Source organism: Shimia haliotis, from assembly GCF_900114415.1.
GTDB lineage: Bacteria > Pseudomonadota > Alphaproteobacteria > Rhodobacterales > Rhodobacteraceae > Shimia > Shimia haliotis.
Genome location: NZ_FOSZ01000004.1, coordinates 207,916 through 228,653, shown reverse-complemented (window position 1 = coordinate 228,653; position 20,738 = coordinate 207,916). Strand labels below are relative to the sequence as shown.

The window sequence follows — 20,738 nt, the reverse complement described above, 5'->3', positions numbered from 1 at the left end:
TATGGCAGAGCCGAAAGACAACGAATTTCTGGACGATTTGGCAGAGGCCGAAGCAGAAGAATTTGCCCAGTCTCTTGACGAACTGGAAGACGATGCGATCGAGCTGGACGAGCTTCGCGCAGAGCGTGATGAATTGAAAGACCGCTGGATGCGCGCGCTGGCTGATGCCGAGAACGCGCGCAAACGTGGCGACAGAGCGCGCCGCGAGGCCGAACAATACGGTGGATCTAAGCTGGCTCGTGATATGTTGCCGGTTTTCGACAATATGAAACGCGCCGTTGAAACGATCACAGACGAACAGAAAGAAGCCTCGGCCGCGCTAATCGCAGGTATTGAACTCACCATGCGCGAGCTATTGAAGACTTTCTCCAAGCACGGCATCGAAATCGTCAGCCCTGAAGTTGGCGACAAATTCGACCCGAACATCCATGAGGCGATGTTCGAAGCCCCAGTTCCCAACACAAAATCCGGCGACATCATTCAGGTGTCTGCGCAGGGGTTCATGTTGCACGACCGGCTTCTTCGGCCTGCCCAAGTTGGTGTCAGCTCGAACCCGGGCTAAACACACGGCAAAAACCTTGCTAAAAGGCTCCCGTCTACCACGGGAGCCTTTTCTATTGCGTAACCTGCTTTTGTCCCTTGTTGCTTGTTTCGTTTGGATCAATGCCGCCTTGGCTGCGGACTATCCGAATTACGATGAGCTTTATGTGAATGATTTTGCTTTTCTTCTAAGCGAACAAGAAGAGCTCAAAATTCGAGAAAAGCTTGTGGAACTGCGTCGCGATCACGGCATCGAATTTACAATTGTCACCATCGACAGCATGTTCAGCTATGCCCACAACGGTCAGATTGAACCTTTTGCAACCGGGCTTTTCAATCATTGGGGGGTTGGAGATGCGGAGCGAAACGATGGCGTCATGATGCTCGTTGCCGTGAACGATCGTTTGATGCGGATCGAGGTCGGTTCAGGTTATGGATCCGACAAGAACACCCCAATGAAAAACATTATCGACACGGTGATCACTCCTCATTTCAAAAAGGGCGACTACTTTACCGGCATCAATACTGGCGTGGATTATGTGTTCCACAATCTGACAGGTCAGTGGCCGGGTGAGGCCGATGCCACGGGTGTCGAAAAAGCCCTCAACGCCACACGTCGCACCGTCGATCGCATAGGTGCATGGATTTATGCGGTTTGGGCCGCTGCGGCAGGGGCCGCAGTTCTTTTATTTCGCCGCTGGAAACGAAATCGTCCTCGTCGGTGCCCCAATGACGGCTCCAAAATGGAACGAATTCAAGAGGACCTGGACGACGACTATTTGCAGGCTGGGCAAATCACCGAAGAGCGCCTCAAGAGCAAAGATTACGATGTCTGGTGCTGCATGCGCTGCGACCACAGAACAATCGAAGGCTACAAGAATCTGTTTTCTCGATACGGCGCTTGCCGGTCGTGTAACTACAAGACTTTGGAAAGCGATTCCACGATCCTTGAATCCGCAACCACAACATCAACCGGCAAAAAGCGGATCGATTATTCTTGCCACCATTGCCATGACAGCTGGAGTGTAACGCGCGTCATCCCTAAGAAATCGTCCAGCTCATCGTCCTCTGGCGGGTCTTCTTTTGGTGGTGGCAGTTCATCAGGCGGTGGCGCGTCGGGCAGTTGGTAGAGCTATTTTTCCGACATTTCTTTCAACTCATAAATCAGGCTCAACGCCTCACGCGGGGTCAGCGAATCGGGATGCACGTCGCCAAGCTTCTGCTGAAGCGGTGACGGCCCGCTTGGTGAAGCCGGCATCGGGGCAGGCGTTGCGGCAAACAGCGGAAGATCATCAATCAACGCCTTCTGTGCTTTGCCTTCGCGTTCACCTTTTTCAAGCGCATCCAACACAACACGCGCTCGTTCGACCACTGCCACAGGAAGGCCGGCCAGCTGTGCCACCTGAACACCATAGGAGCGATCTGCGGCGCCCTGAGTGACCTCGTGAAGGAAGATCACCTCACCCTCCCACTCGCGTACGGTCACGGTGGCGTTGTCCACACCCGCCATCTTACTCGCCAGTTGTGTCATCTCGTGATAATGCGTGGCAAACAGCGCGCGGGATTTGTTCACATCATGCAGATGCTCCAGCGTCGCCCATGCAATTGATAGGCCGTCATAGGTTGCTGTGCCGCGCCCGATCTCGTCAAGGATCACAAGTGCGCGGTCATCGGCTTGATTGAGGATTGCAGCGGTTTCCACCATCTCGACCATAAACGTCGAGCGACCCCGTGCCAGATCATCGCTCGCGCCTACACGGCTGAAGAGTTGACTTACCAAGCCAATTCTTGCGCTGTCTGCGGGAACAAAGCTTCCCATCTGCGCCAAAAGAGCGATCAAGGCGTTCTGCCGCAGGAAGGTCGACTTACCTGCCATGTTGGGACCGGTCAGCAACCAGATGCTTGCCGCATCGCCTCCGGACAGGTCGCAATCGTTGGCAACAAACGGATCACCTACCTTGCGCAGGGCCGCCTCCACCACCGGATGTCGCCCGCCCTCGATGGCAAAATCGCGGCTGTCATTGACCTCGGGGCGCGTCCAGTTGTCGGCGATGGCAAGCTCCGCCAACGCACTCGCCAGATCGAACTCAGCCAATGCCTTGGAGGCTGTCGCAACCTGTGATGAGCGTTCAAGAATGGCGCCTTTCAGGTTGTCATAGAGCCGTTTTTCAATCTCCAACGCCCGATTGCCGGCGTTCAGGATCTTGGTTTCCATCTCGCTCAACTCAACGGTAGTGAACCGAACTTGATTGGCGGTGGTCTGGCGGTGAATGAAGGTCTCCGACAAAGGCGGTGACATCATCACATCCGCATGTTTCGCCGTGGTCTCGATGAAATATCCCAGCACGTTGTTGTGCTTGATCTTCAGCGCTGCAATGCCGGTCTGCTCCGAATACTGCGTCTGCATGCCTGCAATCACGCCGCGCCCTTCGTCACGCAACTCGCGGCTTTCATCCAGTTCTACGTCAAACCCCGGCGCGATGAACCCACCATCGCGCGCCAACAACGGTGGCTCCGCGATCAGCGCATCTTCCAGAAGGTCGAGCAGTTTGTCATGTCCCTCCAGTGCCTGCCGCGCGGTTGCCAGATCGGCTGGCAAGTTCCCAAACTCGCGCGTGGCCAATTCGCCCGCCTGACCAAGCCCGTTGCGCACCGCCGCCAGATCCCTCGGCCCGCCACGGTCTAAAGATAGGCGCGACAACGCCCGATCCAGATCCGGCACTTTTCGCAGGCTGTCGCGCACATCCGCCGCAACACCACGCTGTTCGGTCATGTAACTTACGGAATCCAATCGCCGCCCAACCGCCTCAAGCGACAGAGACGGCGACGACAACCGCCGTTCCAACAGCCGCGCTCCACTGGCCGTCACAGTCCGATCAATGGTCTCCAGCAACGATCCCGCGCGCCCACCAGACAGGCTCGCGGTCAGTTCCAGATTGCGTCGCGTCGCCGCATCAATCTGCATCACCCCATGCGTTGCTTCGCGCACCGGCGGCTGCAACAGAGGCAGCTTTCCTTTTTGGGTGATTTCCAGATAGTCCACGATCGCACCAAGTGCGCCCGCCTCGGCCCGCCCAAAGGTGCCGAAAGCTTCGAGTGACGACGCCTTAAACAGCGAAGAAACCCGCTTTTCCGCAGAAACAGAGTCGAAACTACCGCGCGAAACCGACGTCACTGACACTCCCATGTCATCTGCCACAGCGTTGACGTCTGCTTCCGCACCTTCGGCAACAAGCAACTCACTCGGAGCAAGTCGCGCCAATTCTGGTCCCAGCCGAACAGGCGCCATTGGCATCACGTGTAGCGCGCCGGTCGAAATATCTGCCCATGCGAGCGCGGCCTCGTCACGCACCACAGAGAAAGCCGCCAGAAAATTGTGCCTGCGCGCATCCAGCAAACTATCCTCGGTCAACGTACCTGGCGTCACCAGTCGCACAACATCCCGCTTCACAACCGCTTTATAGCCGCGCTTCTTCGCCTCCGCAGGGCTCTCCAGCTGTTCACAGACAGCCACCCGAAATCCCTTGCGGATAAGTGTCAGGAAATACCCTTCGGCGGCGTGATGCGGCACGCCACACATGGGGATATCCGCCCCGTCGTGCTTGCCGCGTTTCGTCAAGGCAATATCCAGCGCTTCTGCCGCCGCAACCGCGTCGTCAAAGAACATCTCGTAGAAATCGCCCATCCGATAGAACAGCAATGCATCCGGATACAGCGCTTTGATCTCCAGATATTGCGCCATCATCGGCGTCACAGTTGGCTTGTCGCCTTTCACTGCTCAAAACCCCCAAGTTTTCGGTCTTCATGAGATAGCAAACCCACGCATAGGAGGAAACGCGCAAATCGGATAATCTGCGATGGACAGGTCGGCACGTATTTGATCATGTGGTCAAAAAGGGCATCTCATATGGCAATCTTCAACCTCGGCTCAATCAACGCAGACTATTTTTATCGCGTTCCACACCTACCCGGACCGGGCGAGACTTTGGCCTCCACCGGCCTTTCCAGAGGTCTTGGCGGCAAGGGCGCGAACATGTCAGTCGCCGCCGCGCGCGCGGGTGCCCGTACCATTCATATCGGCGCGGTTGGGGCTGACGGTCTTTGGGCGCGGGATCAAATGATGGAATCCGGCGTCGACACACGCCATGTTGCCACTCTTGCTGATACGCCCACAGGCCACGCCATTATCAATGTCGATGACGCAGGAGAAAATGCCATTGTCCTGCTTCCGGGTGCAAATCATGCCATTCCTTCCGAGACACAGGAGGCTGCTTTGTCCGAAGCTGCGGCTGGCGACATCCTTCTGGTCCAAAATGAGACTCTAATGCAGGCAGAAATGGCCAAAACGGCGCGCGATCTGGGTCTCTATGTTGCTTATGCGGCAGCGCCGTTTGATGCCTCTGCAACGGCAGCGATATTGCCCTACTTGGATTTTCTGATCCTGAACGAGGTGGAAGCTGAGCAGCTGGCCCAATCAATTGGCAAAACCCCTGAGGCGCTGGGCATTGCCGATGTGATCATAACGTTGGGTGCCAAAGGCGCGCGTTGGATCAATGGAAGTCAAACCCGAGACTTCCCTGCCATGCCTGTAACAGCCGTGGACACCACTGGCGCAGGAGATACGTTCACAGGCTTCGTCCTTGCGGCGCGTGACCGTGGGTTGCCAATGGAGCAAGCGATCGCACTTGCCATGCGTGCCGCCGCTTTGATGGTGACACGACACGGCACGGCAGACGTGATTCCGGACCTCAAGGATGTGGATGAAGCACGATTTTAAGCCGTCGTTGCGTGGGGCTGGAAGGAAGCCCCCGCAGCCGCGTCCCAATCTGCCAGAAATTGCATGATTTCCAGACTGTCTGACAGGCGAGGGGCAGGACGTGGTGCCTCGGTTTGTCCCTGCGCCAAAGCGCGTTCTACCATCCTTGTTTGATGGTAGAACGCGTCATTTTCATCCTTAACCAGAATTTCGCGTGCTGCACCCACATAGGGCTGCCAGATCATGCGATTGACTCCCGCCTCCGGCAGCCATGGGTTTGTGTCAAAGCGCAGTTTTCCTGTTGTTGTCACAATCTCAAAGCTGTGTGTCATGCCGTGGCTGTCAGAACTTTGTAGTGTTGCAAGAACACCATTTTCAAAGTGAATAACAGCGGCGGTGTCCTGTATATTGCCGTCGTTGTTCTTAAGGCCATGCGCTGAGATATGACGCTTTGAAAAAGCGTCTTCTCCGCACATTGTTTTAACCACAAGATGCAACAAGGACGACGGATAGCAGCCCAGATTGTAGAGAGTGCCGCCACCTTCAGGGTTCACCACTTGCCAGATATCAGCCGAGTAATAGCCGGAAACGGAACGGAGGGAGCCTAGAGACGGGTCGCGCAAAAGAGCGGTGAATTGCTCCATGAGGGGGTGGGAAAGGTACATCAATCCCTCGGCAAAAAAGAGGCCGCTTTGGCGTACGGCCCTTGCCAATAGGTCTGCGTGATCCATTGTGACCGTGAGCGATTTTTCGCATAGCACAGGTTTGCCAGCCGCCATTGCCGCAGCAGTCGCTTCAGCGTGTAGATGGTTGGGAAGGGCAATATAGACCACGTCGACCTGTTCTGATGCTAGCAATTCATCTGTTTCGGTGAACCCAAGATCAACGCTATACTGCGATTGAAGTTCCGCCAGTGCCGTCTTGTTTCGGCCGGCTATGGCTGTCACCACAGACCTCTCCGACGTTGAGATTGCGCGCAGCATGGCATGTGAGATGAAGCCGGTTCCGATGATACCCCAACGCAGCATTTTCGTTCATTTCCCTTTAGCAATGGGCGCACCCTAGGGGCATTGAAATTTGTTGACCAGAGAGCGCAACGGTTATGGGGAAATAGGGAGGAGATTTCCCTTTGTCTGGGCTCGAACCCTGTTTACTGTCGCAAGCAGCCACAAGGGGCACAAAATGAAAAAGGCCGATGGGCCAAAACCTGGGAGAGAAAAATGGGCAAACGTGACGATCTGATCGCAAAATATGCTGATGATTTGAAAAACAAATGCGGAATGACCCCCGATATGGACCTGCTGACCAAAGTGACTATTGGGTGCGGTCCGGCGATCTATAATGATGATGCGTCAACTGTAGCCGGTTCTCAGGAAAGCGAACTTGAAACTGTCAAAACCAACTTCCTCATCAAAAAGCTTGGGCTGAGCGACGGTCCGGAACTGATGGAGGGGATCAATGCAGTCATCGAGACCTACGGCAAATCTGAGCGCAACAAGTATCGCGCCGTTGTATACTACATGCTGACCAAGCATTTCGGCAAAGAGGCCGTGTACGGTTAAGCCGAACCCGACCAGAAAACATAACGCCCGCGCGCTTGGATGCCGCGGGCGTTTTTGCTTTCCGTCCTTGAGGAAACTTCCAAACACTTGTTCCTTGAGAGCTCTTGAATGTTGGCCCAGCAAATAAGGAAGCGGCAAATAGGCGATCCAATTATGAGCGCGTGGGGAAGCAGAGGATTCGAGGTGCTGGTCGGGCATCCGTTTACTCATCAGAAAAGCGTTAGCACTGCCCCGATTATCGTGCACCCAATAGTGGCATAACCGCCGTCGATGAGCATCAGTTTTGCAGGACGGCCTGCAAATCCGCAGTTGGTAACGATCCAAGGTGTGGCAAGGAAGAGACCCACTCCAAAGCCGCCAATCAGCCCTTTGTCGAGGGTATTTATGGCGGAAAGCGCAAAGACGTGCCGCATCATTCCGGCAACAACAATCGCACAGACAAAGGCGAGAATGTATGGTGTTGGGTTCTTGGAATTGATCGGTCGGCCGTCTTCGCCGACTTCGACACCTGCCGCGGCCATCCACGGTTTAGCAAGCGCCATATACCAGATTGAACCGAACACATAAGAGGCCACTGCGGCGGCCAACACTGCGACAAATCCCATTTTTTCTCCCCGTCTATTCGTTCGCTTGGGAAGTATGCCGGAATTTTCAGATTTGAGAACCGCTCATCTCAAGGATGATGTGCCATTCGGCAGTGGTGACAGGTTGCACGGACAGTCGCGAATTTCTCACCAGCACCATATCAGCAAGGCGCGGGTCTGCCTTGATCATGTCGAGTGTCACAGGGTTTTTCACCACCTTAACCGCTTTGATATCGACGCACTCCCAGCGCTCGTCATCGGTGGTGCTGTCTGGGTGGGCCGCAGCGCAGACTTCCACCACACCGACCACGGATTTTTCTTTCTGCGAATGATAAAAGAAGCCGCGGTCGCCTACGGCCATTTCCCGCATGAAATTGCGCGCCTGATAGTTGCGCACGCCGTCCCACTCTTCGCCTTCCTCGCCCTTGGCGACCTGTTGGTCCCAGCTCCACGTCGAAGGTTCGGATTTGAACAGCCAGTAACGCATCAGCCCAAAACCTTGTTCCAGGGTTTCAGCTCGACGCTGTCGAAAAGATCAGCGGCCTTGTAGGGATCCCCAGCGGCCCAAGCTTTGGCCTCGGCCATGTCAGCGACGTTCAGGATAATGAGCGAGCCACACATGTTGCCCGCCTCATCCAAAAACGGGCCCGCCATCATGATCGTGTCGCCAGAGTCCTTGAGATAGGCGACATGGGCATCACGGTTCGCTTTGCGGATATCCAGCGCGCCGGGTTTGTCTTTGGCGATGAGTGCGATCAGCATGGGTTATTCCTCCTTGGGTGGTCTTGCGAGCAGCATTTCCATGGCGTCACGGATTTGCAAGCCCCCATCAAGCACGGCGACCACGGCTGCGGTGATGGGCATGTCGATATCCATGGATTTGGCGCGGGCATCGGCGGCGCGGGCTGTGGCCGCTCCTTCGACAGTCACGGATGGGTCAAAGTCCTCTCCGCGGCCAAGTGATAGACCAAAGCGATAGTTTCGGGACTGTTCAGACGAGCAAGTTAGCGTCAAATCCCCAAATCCAGACAGACCGGAGAGAGTTTCGGGCTGTGCCCCGAGCGCGCGGGCCATACGTTGCATTTCTGCGTAGCCGCGTGTCATCAACGCGGCGCGCGCGCTGTCGCCGAAACCGGCGCCAATGGCGATCCCGCAAGCGATCGCAATGACGTTCTTAAGTGCGCCGCCAAGTTCTGCGCCGACGGTGTCGGCGGTTCGGTAGATGCGGATATTGGGGGAAGTCAGGTTTTTTTGCAGCGCCTTGCCTGCGGTATCGTCTGCAATAGCAAGCGTCAGTGCCGTTGGCAGGCCGCGTGCGATGTCAGATGCGAAACTGGGGCCGGTGAGAATGCCTGGCGTTGCATCTGGTAGCACATCGCGGATCACCGCCACCGGTCCAAGCTGGGTCCCAAGTTCAACTCCCTTGCAACAGGCGACAAGGGTGTGTCCGGAGAGTTCCGGATGAGTTTCTAGCAGACCGCGAAGTTTCTGCATTGGCACGGCTAAAAGCACGACATCGGCAATGGCAGAGGCAAAATCCGCAGTAACAGAGACTGTTTCAGGCAAGTTTACATTTGGAAGGCGCGTGTTCTGGCGTGTGTCCTGCATGGTTTTAGCAGCAACCGCATCACGCGCCCACAGAGATACAGGAGTGCCATTGCGGGCGAAGGCAACCGCAAGTGCTGTGCCAAAAGCGCCGGCCCCAAGGATCGAAATCATGCTTTAGCTCCCTTTTTGCCGCTGCCCAGTAGGGCTGGTGCGCTCTGATCTAAGGGCCAGCGCGGACGGGCCGACAGGCTCATGTCGTCACGCGCACCGGATTTAAACCGTTCTAGACCCGCAAAGGCAATCATGGCGGCGTTATCCGTGCACAACGTAAGCGGAGGGGCTGTAAATGTGACGCCTCGATCCGCGCAAACAGTCTCTAACCGTGCTCGAATTGCCGTATTTGCCGCAACGCCTCCTGCGACAGCGAGTAGGGGCGTGGGAGGGTTCTCAGCCATATAGATTTCGAGAGCGCGACGAGTTTTTTCCGCCAAAACGTCAACCACGGCCGCTTGAAAACTGGCGCAAAGGTCGGAGCGGTCTTGCACGGTCAGCCCCCCTTTGTCTGAGATGATGGCGTCGCGGGCGCGCAGCAGGGCGGTTTTCAGGCCAGAGAAAGACATATCGCAGCCAGGTCGATCCAAAAGAGGTCGCGGAAAACGATGCGCTTTCGGGTTTCCGTTTTCAGCTTCTTTCTGCACCGACGGGCCTCCAGGTTGAGGAAGACCCAAAAGACGGGCGGTTTTGTCAAAGGCTTCGCCCGGCGCGTCGTCGATAGTGCCGCCGAGGCGCGAGAATTTCTCGGGGTCATGCGCGATGAGGAACTGACAATGGCCGCCTGAGACAAGCAGCATCAGATAGGGAAAAGATACCTGATCGGTCAGACGCGGTGTGAGGGCGTGCCCAGCAAGATGGTTCACACCGACGAGTGGGATGTTGAGACCTGCGGAGAGACCTTTTGCGCACATCACGGCCGAAAGAACGCCACCGATCAATCCCGGGCCCGAGGTCACAGCGATTGCGTCGATGTCTGCAAGGGATACGTTGGCGGAACTCAAAGCCTCTTCAACCGAAAGGTCCAGTTTCTCGGCATGAGCGCGGGCCGCTATTTCGGGGACAACTCCCCCATAAGGTGCATGCAACTCGGTTTGGCCATAGACAACCGAGGCGAGGATTTCCGGAGCATCACTGCCGGTTTGACGCAAGATGGCGGCCGCAGTGTCGTCGCAGCTGCTTTCCAGTCCGAGGATGGTGAGAGACTTTGTCATGGGTCCTTGCCGTTGCGCCTTTGTTTTTAGGCAGGTAACACCGGAAGGCGGTTCAAACAATCCCGGCACATTTTTCATGAGCGATTTGTCCCCCACCATCCTGATCACGCGGCCGGCGGCCGCGGCGGACCGGTTTGTGGCTGCAATGCGCGACGATGGGATTGGGCAGGATACTTTGATGTCCCCGCTGCTGCGGGTGGAGAAAACCACGGAGCCGGTTTCCTACGTGGGTTTTACTGGGGTCATTTTTACATCCGTAAACGGGGTTGAAGCGGCCCCGCCGTCGGATTTGCCAGCGTGGTGCGTGGGTCAGGCCACCGCTGCAGTCGCGAGGTCGAAGGGATGGTTAGCCACAGCTGCCGGTGGAAATTCTGGTACTTTGATTGCAAGAATTACGGCTGACGCCCCGACCGGTCCATTGTTGCACCTCCGTGGCAACATTTCCCGAGGAGATGTTGCAACCCGTTTGTCTGAAGCGGGAATAGCGACGCGCGAAGCCATTGTGTATGATCAGGAATTGTGCGGTCTGACCGATGAGGCCAAAGACATTTTGACGCGGGAAACCCCCGTGGTTGTTCCCCTTTTTTCGCCACGAACGGCAATGCAGTTTCTAAATGAGTACAACCAGATTCAAGGCAGAGCGCCGTTATTTTTGGCCGTATTGAGCTCCGTGATAGATGAGACAGTGCGAAATTTGCCCGCAGTTGAGCGGATTGTGGCCGCTGAACCCAACGTCAGTGCTATGATTGACGCGGTAAAAGGACTGTTGGACGCAGTAGAGAATATTGAGGACCGCGGGCCGCTGACCTAGATTGGTTCTGCGACCGCAAAATAACCGGATTCGAAAGGACTTCAGGTGGGTAACTCTGACAAGACCAACAAACCGGACGACGACAAGACGACGGCGGAGATCGCCAACTCTGACGGGATCGAAGAGGCTGTTGTTGAAGACGAGGCTGTCGGGAATGTGTCCGATACAGCCGAGCCAGAGACACTTGAGGATCCCGAAAGTGATGCGTCCGACGAAACCGAAGGCGTTGATGACCTACCGATCGAAGACAATGAGGTTGTGGGCGGAGTGGATGAACCCGCAGTAGAGCCTGGCGTCGAAGAGACCCCATCAGTTGTAGAGCCCGCCAAACGTGGTGGATTTGTACCTTTAGTTCTGGGGGGCGTCATAGCCGCCGGTCTTGGTTTTGGCGGAGCGGTCTATTTTGGTGATCAACTTGGTATCGGCGCTAAGTCATCTGATGCAATCGCCAAGATTTCAGAGGAGCTTGCGGCACAGAGCGATACGTTGAAAGCGCTCCATGACCGCACGACGCAAGCCACGGACGCGGCTTTGACGGCCTCACAGACTGCAAAGGAGTCAGCGGTTGAGCTTGAAAAGCTGCGGGAACTGCATGACGCAAAACTCGACAGCCTAAGCGAGGCGGTGACGGGATTTGAAACACGTCTTAGCGATATCGAGAAGCGCCCCTTGAACGAAGGTTTGGGCGCGGCAGCAATCGCAGCCTATGAGCGAGAGGTCGAAGATCTTAAGACATTGGTGGCGGAACAGAAAGCCGAGGCGATGGAATTGAAAGACAGGGCCGACCTGTCAGCCAAGACCGCGCTGGCGCGCTCTGCGACAACTCGGATCATCGCGGCATTGGATAGCGGTGCGGCCTTCAGCGGTGCGGTGGTCGATTACAGATCAGCGACGGGAGAAGGTGTAGCGGAAGTGCTGGCGGATCATGCGGAAACTGGAGTGATTACTCTGGTGGCTTTGACCGAAGCATTCCCAGAAGCGGCTCGTGCTGCCTTGGCCAAGGCTCGTTCGGAAAATGTAGACGACGCGCAGGGCAGCAAACTTGGCAATTTCCTGAAGACCCATTTGGGCGCGAGATCTGTGGAGGCCAAAGAAGGCAATGACACTGACGCGATCCTGAGCAGGGCGGAAGCAGCGCTGAGGAGCGGGCAATTGGCAGAGACATTGGCCGAGCTGGACGCGTTGGCGGATGCGCCCAAAACCGTGATGGCGGATTGGCGCGCTCAGGCGGAAACCCGACTGGCGGCTACGCAAGCTGCTGAAGCAATGGCGCAAGCCCTGAACACGAACTGAAAGTCAGAACATGCTGTGGTCTTTGATTAAAATCCTTGTTTTTGTTGCCGTTGTCGGGGCTGTGACCTTTGGCGCGATCCATTTGTTGGAAAGCGACGGTGGTTCATTTATCGTGTTTCCAGACATAAACGGTGTTGAGTACTCCCTTGGGTTATTCCACACCGCGCTAGCCCTTATTGCTTTGGTGGCCGCGACCTGGTTGGCGATCCGGCTTCTGGCGCTATTGGTGGCGACGCTGAAATTTTTGAACGGCGACGAGACGGCGATCAGCCGGTATTTCGATCGTAACCGAGAGAAGAATGGCTATCAGGCACTGGCCGATGGCCTGATGGCGTTGTCGTCGGGCGAGGGTCGTCTGGCGATGGATAAAGCGCGCAAGGCTGAGAAGTACCTTAAGAAGCCGGAGTTGACCAACCTGATCGTGGCGCAGGCCGCAGAGATGAGCGGTGACGGCAAGAAGGCCGAAGAGGTGTACAAGAAGCTTTTGCAGGACGAACGCACCCGGTTTGTCGGTGTGCGCGGACTGATGAAACAGAAGCTGGACGAAGGCAAAACGGACGTTGCGCTGAAGCTTGCGGAGACGGCGTTTGCGTTGAAGCCGCGTCACGAAGAGGTGCAGGATACCCTGCTCCGACTTCAGACCGAGAAAGAAGATTGGAAGGGCGCGCGCGGTACACTGAATGCGAAACTCAAGCACGGGGCTTTGCCGCGTGATGTGCACCGTCGTCGGGATGCCGTTCTGGCGCTGGGCGAGGCGAAGGGCATCGTTGATGAGGACAGTTCGGTTGAGGCGCGTGAACGAGCGATTGAGGCCAACCGCTTGTCGCCTGATCTTGTGCCTGCAGCGGTTCTTGCCGCGCATGGCTATATCGAGCAGGGGCGGCCGCGCAATGCGGCGCGTTTGTTGCGCAAAGCCTGGGACGTGAGCCCGCACCCCGATCTTGCAGCGGCATTTGCGGCAATTGAGCCGGAGGAAACCCCACAGGCGCGGATCAAGCGCTTCAAAACCCTTACGAAGGCGACGCCGGATCATCCGGAGACCCGGATGTTGAACGCGGAATTGAATATCGCGGCAGAAGATTTTCCAGAAGCGCGCCGCGCGCTGGGCGATTTGTATGAAACTGATCCCACGCAACGGGCGCTGACCATTATGGCGGCTATTGAACGTGGTGAGGGTGGCAATGATGCGGTTGTGAAAGGGTATTTGGCCAAAGCGCTGTCCGCTCCACGTGGCCCGCAGTGGGTGTGTGGCAATTGCCACAACATTCATACGGAATGGGCGCCGACCTGCACCAATTGCGGGAGCTTTGACACGTTGAGCTGGGTGGCTCCCCCTGAAACCGAGGCAGGTTCTGGATCGGGCGTGGAAATGCTTCCCCTGATTATCGGCGCGTTGGAAAACCATTCCGATGACGCTGACCTAGAGGATGCTGACGACGAAGAACCGGTTGATGCAACAGTCGCAGACAATCAGGAAGCTCGGCCCGCGTGACATTTCGGGTCAAAAGTTAAAGCGGGGCGGGCTTTGAACCGCCCTTCCGAACTTTTCTTTTGAACACGAACTCACAGTCCTTCGACGATTTCCCTAAGCAAGGCCAATTTGATCGGTTTGGCCATGTGCTCATCCATGCCCGCATCGAGGCATTTTTGCCGGTCTTCCGGCGATGAGTGCGCTGTCAACCCAATGATCCGTGCGCGTTTCCCCTTGTCGTTTCCTTCGCCAACACGAATTTCGCGGGCAGCATCCAAGCCGTTCATAACCGGCATACTGACATCCATGAGGATTAGATCCGGCCTCAGCGCTTCAACTTGGGTAATGGCTTCAAGTCCGTTTTCCGCGCTCGCATGAGGTAGACCCAAGCGGTCCAGAAAAACCTCAATTAGTTTGCGGTTGGTGCGATTGTCGTCGACGATCAAAATGGGATTCATTCCCGGGCGTTTGGTTTTGGTTTCTGCAGAGCAATTTGCCGTTGCGGGCATCGTGTCAGTTTCATTCAAAAGCACGCGTAGTAGATTTTCCGATAGGATCGGTTTTTGGAGATTTGCGTCCGCAAGAACGTCGGGCGAACAGCCGATTTCAATTGAATCGCGCAATTCATCAACAAAAATGACTCGTGGTTGGTGGATGTTCTTGAATGCGCGACAGGCCCTCAGGAATGTTTCTGCAGATATGTCGGTCAAACGTCTCTCTACGAGAACGACATCAAAAGCCTTAGATTGGCCGCTTGCTTCTTTGAGCGTGGAAAGTGCATTGGCGCCGTTTTCGCATGACTCGGGTTTGGCATTCCAATAGCTGAGCCGTTCATTTGTGACGAAAGAAGCAACGGGCTCCTTTTGGACCGTTAAAACCCGTAGCCCATCAAGGTTCGGCTTTTTGACTTTTCGTACAGTTCCAGCTGTCGGCTCTTCGATCGGTATGCTGAAGCAGAACTTGGATCCTTCGCCGACACAGGACTCGGCCCAAATTTCCCCTCCCATTAATTCAACAAAACCTTTCGAGATTGCCAGACCTAAGCCCGTACCCTGATGTTTGCGACTGGTACCGCCGTCTACTTGAGTGAACTGGTCAAAAATAGTGGCGAGGTTTTCTGTGGGAATGCCGATCCCCGTGTCGCAAACATTGATCCGCATATGCGGGGCACCGGCCGCGTCTTGCGACAATTGCGCATCAATCATCACGTACCCTTCGTCCGTGAATTTCAGAGCGTTGCCCGCGAGATTTATGACGATTTGCTTCAGCCTTGGACTGTCGCCGAGAATGTGATCCGGCAAGTCTGGGTCAACGCGTGTGATTAAATCCACACCGGCGTCGGATGCCTGAAATGCAAGAATTTGCGCGGTTTTTTCAACCACGTCCACAGGACGGCAGGGTTCTTTGTGAACGGTCATATGACCGCTATCCATTTTCGAGAAATCGAGAATGTCGTTGATGATATTTAGCAGAGAGGATCCTGAGGAATGCATGGACTCCAATAGACCAAGCTGGGCGGGGGTTAAGTCTGTGTCCGACAGCAATTCTGCCATACCCAGCACACCGTTCATCGGAGTGCGAATTTCATGGCTCATTCTGGCCAGGAACTGTGACTTGGCATTCTCTGCGTTTTGAGCCGTTTCCACGGCTACTTGCAACTGAAGGTTCTTTTTGTGCACCTCGTCGCTGAATTGCTTCAACTGTTCCTTGGTGTGTTCGAGGTTTTGCACGCGGTCTGCAAGGTGGTCCATCATTGTGTTAAATGACTTGGCCAAGCTTTCAACTTCGTCGTTGGTGCGGATCGACATACGGTGATCAAGATTACCAGCCGCGGCTTGTTCGGTGGCCTGAGTCAACTTGGCAAGAGGGTTGGTTAGGCGTCTTGCCACAAAAAAGCTCAGCGCCAGACCAGAAATGATAAACATCACCCCAAGTGTGGTGTTGCGTTGACGCAAAAGTACCACTTCGCGGTCTGCAAGAGTACCATCCAAGTCAAAACGGATCGTGCCAAAGTTGAAGTTGCCGTAAATAACCGGAAGAGCGATCTCGATCAGACCGTTGTTCTTAATAAACGCAACCTTTTGGGTTTTCTGTGCCTGCTCGACGAGAGGGTCGTGAACTTGATCGAGAAACAGAGAGTATCCGTCGTTTCGTCCGGTCACGATGAGGTACCCGCGGGAGTCAATCAGTGAGAGTGAAACGACGTCAGGTTGCTCCTCGAGTTCCTCATAGATCACATCTAGCTCTGACGGATGCCCGTCAAAAAGATAGGGAAGGGAAACCTCAAGTATAAGGCGCCCAAGGGACTCCGCACGCTCTTGAAATCGTTGTTCCACCAAGTGCTGCTGAGTCACGGTGTTTGCATAGATCAGGATGGTCACACAGATCGTAAACAGCGCCCCAAAGTAGCACAGCATGCGCAAATGCAGACCATAGGTCAACTTGCGCCAACGGGAGGGTTGTGGAGTTTGGAAAACGTCGCTCAATTTACCATACCTAGATCATGCCGATGCTGATTAGCCGGTTCAGAATCGCAAAAATTGGCTGAAAAGTGCCATAGATGTCCGGAAATCGCTCAAAGCGGTCCGTGTGCGAGAACCCCTTGATGACAACACGCCCTTCTGGCGTTTCGTGCATTGAGGTGAGCGCATCCGAGATTGCCTGGGAAAGATCGTGCTCCATATTCGGACGCTGCATCACCACTTCTCGGGGCATGAAACGGCTCTCTGAAAGAACGCGAAACTGTCCAGGAAAGGCGCTGTCCAGTCTTCGGAAGTCGATATCGTTAATGGCCCCTGCGTCGACCCACCCGCGCACCAGCCAATACATCGTGTTGTCGCAGTCGCCGGTGAATAAATAGCCTACCTTGCCAGCTGGCACGTCTCGGTGGCGGGTGCGTAGCTTTGCGAGCTTTAGGCCGGCTTGATCCAGAAGGTAGACTGGCAAAAGAAATCCCGCGGAGGACGAGCGTTCTTCAAAACCAATCTTGCGGTCGACCAAATCATCTAATGTTTGTACGGGCCCATCGACGGGGGCGACGATCATTGATCGAAAGGTGGCGTCGCGGTTGCGGTATTGTTTCAGAAGGGGAATCGCGCCGGAATCTCTGGCCACCTTTGCGGCAATCACAGGCGTGTCAAAATACAAATCAATGTCACCGCTGGAAATCGCGCCCGCGATATCCTGATCTTCTCGCATGACAGTTATCTGGACCTCCGAAATGCCGTGCGGGGCTAGTGCGGTTTCCAGATAGTCAGCAAGAGGGGTAAATCGAGCGACTTGGCGACGAACGTCGTTTTCCAAACTTCCAAGCACAAGCACTTCTGCAGAAAGCATCTGTGCCGGTGCCAACAAGATCAGCACCCACGATAGGCGTTTCAAGATAATCAACATTGGTCCAAGCCCCTTCAGGCTGAGCCGTAGAGGCAAATTCTTGACCGATGCTTAATTTTGTCAGTTCGATAATCAGCAGGGCGCGATTAGATGACATTGGCGCAGAAATGGCACATTTTATGATGCAAGCCCAACCCTGAAGGCCCGCAGTTTGAATCTTTTGTCGAAGGGAGTCGCAGTCCAAGACCTTCAAAGGGGGACCCGGGTGGATAGCGGCTTTGGGCTATCTGCTATCGGTGAAAGATGGTTTGACACAAAAGTTAGTTGTGTCTACGCCGTGCCGAAGGATCTGGCTTTTGCAATCAAATTGGGACTTTGGGTAAACGAGCAATAAGCTAATCAAAAAAGGGATTTCTTATATTACTAAGTTCGATCAAAAGACGCTATCGATAGCTCATCAAGACGTCGTCAAAAGCACCCGTTTGTGGCTTGAACAAATGGTTGTGAGGCTAAACCTTTGCCCATTTTCCTCGAGCGTCATAGCCCGAAACCAAGTTCGTTATGCTGTTTGTGATGCCGAGAGTGATACCCAACAAAAGCAGTTCTTTTTGAATGAATTGCAGCGTCTGCTTGGAACCAACGAACATGACATTGCCACCAGCTTGCTCATGTTTACCCAAGGTCTTGAAGAGTTCGAAGATTTCCTTTCAGTACTAGACTGGTTTCAGTGGCTTCTGGAGCAAGTTGAGCTAACAGAGCATGTGCAACTGGCCTCATTTCATCCTCAATATCTGTTTGAGGGCGTCGCGGCAGACGATCTTAGTCACTTTACCAATCGCTCACCCTATCCAACCATACACCTGCTGCGCCAAGATCAAATGTCCAAAGCCCTCGCTCATGTTTCAAACCCCGAGCAAATCTATTTGGACAACATCAAAGCATTGAAAAAGCTTGGTCGCCAAAGGGTTGAGGCAATCTGCCCTTGGGGGAAATAGACTGTTTGGCCGTATTGCGGTTTGTTGCGCGAGGCTGGTTAAGCAAGTTACGCCTCTTAAGGATGGGCATCGCCGCCATGCGGCCAACCTCCGAGACATCCGTTTGGTTTACGTATTTGAGGTCGGCTGCGATTTTGTGATGGGTCTCTGGACGCTTCGGAGCGCGCCTTTGAAACTTGTGACGACCGGATTTTCTGGCCTGGGTCAGGTATTGAAGTTCCAACGCGATCCTAACAACTCTGCCCTCGCTGTGTAGCGATTGTGCGAAAGAATCCGGCGGATCCGCTTGTAGCCAGTGATCTTGTGGGAAAAATGGTGCCCAGAAGAGGACTCGAACCTCCACGTCCATACGGACACTAGCACCTGAAGCTAGCGCGTCTACCAATTCCGCCATCTGGGCACGGGTTGGTGAGGCAGGCATTTAGTCCTGTGCGCGGGGGGTGTCAACGCGATTCGACTGATTTCCCCAAAATTGTTTGCAGCGGGCGACGTGATCTCTCAGAGGCGTATCGAATTGACGTTGCAAAAGCTGGGGTTTCTTGTCGCGCCACCACCTTGTCGCTTGTTTGGAAGCGCGTGGGGGGCTATTCCAACTGTCACGACACCAGCGGAGGCGAGCCATGTCGAAACTTGTCACAATCTACGGCGGGTCCGGATTTGTCGGACGTCACATTGCCCAGCGTATGGCCAAAGAAGGCTGGCGCGTTCGGGTTGCAGTGCGGCGGCCCAACGAGGCGATGTTCGTCAAACCTTACGGCTCTGTGGGGCAGGTTGAACCAGTTTTTTGCAACGTCCGGGATGATGCTTCCGTGGCGGGTGCCATGGCGGGTGCGGATGCGGTGGTGAACTGCGTTGGCGTATTGTCGGACCGCGGCAAGAACACCTTTGATGCCGTTCAGCATGAAGGCGCAGAGCGTATCGCACGAATTGCAGCAGCGCAGGGCGTGGACACGATGGTGCACTTGTCGGCGATTGCCGACACCGCATGTGAAAGCAACTACGCGACCACCAAAGCTCTGGGTGAAGAGGGTGTTCTGCAACACATGCCGAACGCGATGATCTTGCGCCCGTCGGTGATCTTTGGTCAGGACGACGGTTTCTTTAACCGCTTCGCTTCCATGTCGCGCATGGGGCCTTTCCTGCCGGTGGTGGGTGGAGCGACAAAGTTCCAACCGGTCTTTGTGGATGATGTTGCCAAGGCTGCGGTTATGGGTGTGCTGGGACAGGCCGAGGGCGTTTATGAGCTTGGAGGGCCGGAAGTCAAAACCCTGCGCGGTTGGGTAAATGAGATCCTTGAGGTGGTGCATCGCAAACGGATCGTGATGAATCTGCCGTTCTGGGTCGGAAACCTTATGGCCTTTGGTTTCGGCTTGCTGCAGGCGTTGACTTTTGGACTGGTGCACAACTCGGTGTTGACCAAGGACCAGGTGAAGCTGCTACGCTTGGACAATGTAGTATCAGACGATGCCAAAGGCTTTGCCGATCTTGGGATTGTTCCTTTGGCGCCCGAGGCGATCATAGCGGACTATTTGTGGCGCTATCGCCCATCCGGTCAGTATGATGCCATCAAGGATTCCGCGCGTAACCTTAAGGTGTGAGCGCAGGTCAAATAAGATTTTGGGGCGGGTCTGAGGGCCCGCCTTTTTTGTTAGCTGTAAGCGATGAAAAGCAGGATAGCGCCGAGGACCACGCGGTAGATCACATACGGCGTGAAGCTCACGGATTTCAGCAGGCGCATCATCAATGCCAAAGCCAGAAGTGCGGCGATGAAAGAAAAGATCGCGGCAAGGCCCATATCGCGCATCATCGCCATATTGGCCTGAGAGGCCACATCAAGACCAAGTAGAGTGCCACTGGCCAAAATGGTCGGGATCGATATCAGCATCGCGATCTTTGCCGCGTCGGACCGTTCGTAACCCATAAAGCGGGCGCCGGTGATTGTGATGCCGGATCGCGATGTGCCTGGGATCAGGGCCACCGCTTGCCAAAGGCCAAGGCGCCATGCGTCTTTGGTTGACCAGTCAGCTTCGGTTCTTGTGTTGGCGCCCTTTTGGTCGGCCCACCAAAGCACAAGGCCGAAGCCCAGCATTGTCCAGCCGATCACGGCGATTGACCGCATGGCGTCATTGAGTCCGGTTAATTTGAGGAACAGTCCCGCGATGATGACCGGGATGGTTGCCACAATCAGCAGGAACGCAAGTTTGCTGCCTTGTGTGTCGCGCTTGCCAATAAGAGCGCGGGGGAGACCAAGGATGGCGAGGCGAACATCTGCCCAGAAATAGAGCACCACCGCACCCAGTGTGCCGACATGCGCTGCGACATCAATGGCGAGGCCTTGATCGTCAAGAGCAGTGAGATTCGGCAGGAGAATCAGGTGCCCCGAAGAGCTGACGGGGAGGAATTCGGTGATGCCTTGGATGACTGCGACCAGAAGAATGTGGAAGATTGACATGACTCACCGGCCCCTATGTGTTCGCGAATGGTATAAGAGTGCTGCAAAATAAAGAAAATAATTGATTTATGTCCGATCCGGACCTTAAAAATGCCCTACATCATAAAAATTGACGCTGCGGAGCGGAA

The 20,738-nt window shown here is 55.1% G+C and carries 19 protein-coding genes and 1 tRNA gene; 9 read left to right on the top strand and 11 right to left on the bottom strand.

Going from position 1 to position 20,738, the window contains the following annotated elements:
• The first annotated feature begins 1 nt into the window (after nucleotide 1).
• Nucleotides 2-562, top strand: a complete 561-nt coding sequence (locus tag BM069_RS11725) for a nucleotide exchange factor GrpE (RefSeq protein ID WP_093323894.1) — start codon at nucleotides 2-4, stop codon at nucleotides 560-562.
• A 55-nt stretch (nucleotides 563-617) separates the two neighbouring features.
• Nucleotides 618-1,670, top strand: a complete 1,053-nt coding sequence (locus tag BM069_RS11720; protein ID WP_170846739.1) for a TPM domain-containing protein — start codon at nucleotides 618-620, stop codon at nucleotides 1,668-1,670.
• Nucleotides 1,671-1,672: 2 nt separating this feature from the next.
• Here the strand turns inward: BM069_RS11720 and mutS are convergent, their stop codons facing one another.
• Nucleotides 1,673-4,285: a DNA mismatch repair protein MutS gene (gene mutS / locus BM069_RS11715; protein WP_093324142.1), complete on the bottom strand. Its 2,613-nt coding sequence runs from the start codon at nucleotides 4,283-4,285 to the stop codon at nucleotides 1,673-1,675.
• 162 nt (nucleotides 4,286-4,447) lie between these two features.
• Here mutS and BM069_RS11710 point away from each other — a divergent pair, with 162 nt between their 5' ends.
• Nucleotides 4,448-5,317 (top strand): ribokinase, encoded by an 870-nt coding sequence (locus BM069_RS11710; RefSeq protein WP_093323891.1) that lies wholly within the window; start codon nucleotides 4,448-4,450, stop codon nucleotides 5,315-5,317.
• On the opposite strand, the gene BM069_RS11705 is transcribed toward BM069_RS11710, so the two are convergent.
• Nucleotides 5,314-6,324, bottom strand: a complete 1,011-nt coding sequence (locus BM069_RS11705) for a Gfo/Idh/MocA family protein (protein ID WP_093323890.1) — start codon at nucleotides 6,322-6,324, stop codon at nucleotides 5,314-5,316. The two genes, BM069_RS11710 and BM069_RS11705, sit on opposite strands and share 4 nt — an antisense overlap.
• A gap of 192 nt (nucleotides 6,325-6,516) precedes the next feature.
• Here BM069_RS11705 and BM069_RS11700 point away from each other — a divergent pair, with 192 nt between their 5' ends.
• Entirely contained in the window at nucleotides 6,517-6,858 is a 342-nt protein-coding gene (locus BM069_RS11700; protein ID WP_093323888.1) for a DUF2853 family protein, read from the top strand.
• Nucleotides 6,859-7,067: 209 nt separating this feature from the next.
• On the opposite strand, the gene BM069_RS11695 is transcribed toward BM069_RS11700, so the two are convergent.
• From BM069_RS11695 to tsaD, 5 genes are read right to left on the bottom strand one after another with little or no spacing between them, the layout of a single operon-like run.
• Nucleotides 7,068-7,463, bottom strand: coding sequence for a DUF1761 domain-containing protein (locus BM069_RS11695; RefSeq protein ID WP_093323887.1), 396 nt, complete (start codon nucleotides 7,461-7,463; stop codon nucleotides 7,068-7,070).
• 46 nt (nucleotides 7,464-7,509) lie between these two features.
• On the bottom strand, nucleotides 7,510-7,929 hold the full coding sequence (locus BM069_RS11690) for an EVE domain-containing protein (protein ID WP_093323885.1): 420 nt from the start codon (nucleotides 7,927-7,929) through the stop codon (nucleotides 7,510-7,512).
• Entirely contained in the window at nucleotides 7,929-8,204 is a 276-nt protein-coding gene (locus tag BM069_RS11685; RefSeq protein ID WP_093323884.1) for a YciI family protein, read from the bottom strand. The genes BM069_RS11690 and BM069_RS11685 overlap by 1 nt, the downstream gene beginning before the upstream one ends.
• Nucleotides 8,205-8,207: 3 nt before the next feature.
• Nucleotides 8,208-9,161: an NAD(P)H-dependent glycerol-3-phosphate dehydrogenase gene (locus BM069_RS11680; RefSeq protein ID WP_093323883.1), complete on the bottom strand. Its 954-nt coding sequence runs from the start codon at nucleotides 9,159-9,161 to the stop codon at nucleotides 8,208-8,210.
• On the bottom strand, nucleotides 9,158-10,255 hold the full coding sequence (tsaD, locus tag BM069_RS11675; RefSeq protein WP_093323881.1) for a tRNA (adenosine(37)-N6)-threonylcarbamoyltransferase complex transferase subunit TsaD: 1,098 nt from the start codon (nucleotides 10,253-10,255) through the stop codon (nucleotides 9,158-9,160). Before tsaD ends, BM069_RS11680 begins: the two co-directional genes overlap by 4 nt.
• Between tsaD and BM069_RS11670 the strand changes: the two genes are divergently transcribed.
• From BM069_RS11670 to BM069_RS11660, 3 genes are read left to right on the top strand one after another with little or no spacing between them, the layout of a single operon-like run.
• Nucleotides 10,194-11,066, top strand: a complete 873-nt coding sequence (locus BM069_RS11670) for a uroporphyrinogen-III synthase (RefSeq protein WP_093323880.1) — start codon at nucleotides 10,194-10,196, stop codon at nucleotides 11,064-11,066. The two genes, tsaD and BM069_RS11670, sit on opposite strands and share 62 nt — an antisense overlap.
• A gap of 45 nt (nucleotides 11,067-11,111) precedes the next feature.
• Nucleotides 11,112-12,359, top strand: a complete 1,248-nt coding sequence (locus tag BM069_RS11665; RefSeq protein WP_093323879.1) for a COG4223 family protein — start codon at nucleotides 11,112-11,114, stop codon at nucleotides 12,357-12,359.
• A 10-nt stretch (nucleotides 12,360-12,369) separates the two neighbouring features.
• Nucleotides 12,370-13,851 (top strand): heme biosynthesis protein HemY, encoded by a 1,482-nt coding sequence (locus BM069_RS11660; RefSeq protein WP_093323877.1) that lies wholly within the window; start codon nucleotides 12,370-12,372, stop codon nucleotides 13,849-13,851.
• A 71-nt stretch (nucleotides 13,852-13,922) separates the two neighbouring features.
• Here BM069_RS11660 and BM069_RS11655 read toward each other — a convergent pair whose 3' ends face one another.
• Entirely contained in the window at nucleotides 13,923-16,316 is a 2,394-nt protein-coding gene (locus BM069_RS11655; protein WP_139216189.1) for a response regulator, read from the bottom strand.
• Nucleotides 16,317-16,326: 10 nt separating this feature from the next.
• On the bottom strand, nucleotides 16,327-17,223 hold the full coding sequence (locus BM069_RS11650) for a phosphate/phosphite/phosphonate ABC transporter substrate-binding protein (protein WP_093323874.1): 897 nt from the start codon (nucleotides 17,221-17,223) through the stop codon (nucleotides 16,327-16,329).
• Nucleotides 17,224-17,561: 338 nt separating this feature from the next.
• On the opposite strand from BM069_RS11650, the gene BM069_RS11645 reads away from it, so the two are divergent.
• Nucleotides 17,562-18,158, top strand: a complete 597-nt coding sequence (locus BM069_RS11645) for a DUF1415 domain-containing protein (protein ID WP_342028855.1) — start codon at nucleotides 17,562-17,564, stop codon at nucleotides 18,156-18,158.
• A 313-nt stretch (nucleotides 18,159-18,471) separates the two neighbouring features.
• Here the strand turns inward: BM069_RS11645 and BM069_RS11640 are convergent.
• Nucleotides 18,472-18,558: transfer RNA gene (locus BM069_RS11640), tRNA-Leu, on the bottom strand.
• A 220-nt stretch (nucleotides 18,559-18,778) separates the two neighbouring features.
• On the opposite strand from BM069_RS11640, the gene BM069_RS11635 reads away from it, so the two are divergent.
• A complete protein-coding gene (locus BM069_RS11635; RefSeq protein ID WP_093323870.1) occupies nucleotides 18,779-19,756 on the top strand; it encodes a complex I NDUFA9 subunit family protein in 978 nt (325 codons plus the stop codon).
• A 50-nt stretch (nucleotides 19,757-19,806) separates the two neighbouring features.
• Here the strand turns inward: BM069_RS11635 and BM069_RS11630 are convergent, their stop codons facing one another.
• Nucleotides 19,807-20,610, bottom strand: coding sequence for an undecaprenyl-diphosphate phosphatase (locus BM069_RS11630; protein ID WP_093323868.1), 804 nt, complete (start codon nucleotides 20,608-20,610; stop codon nucleotides 19,807-19,809).
• Nucleotides 20,611-20,738 lie beyond the last annotated feature (128 nt).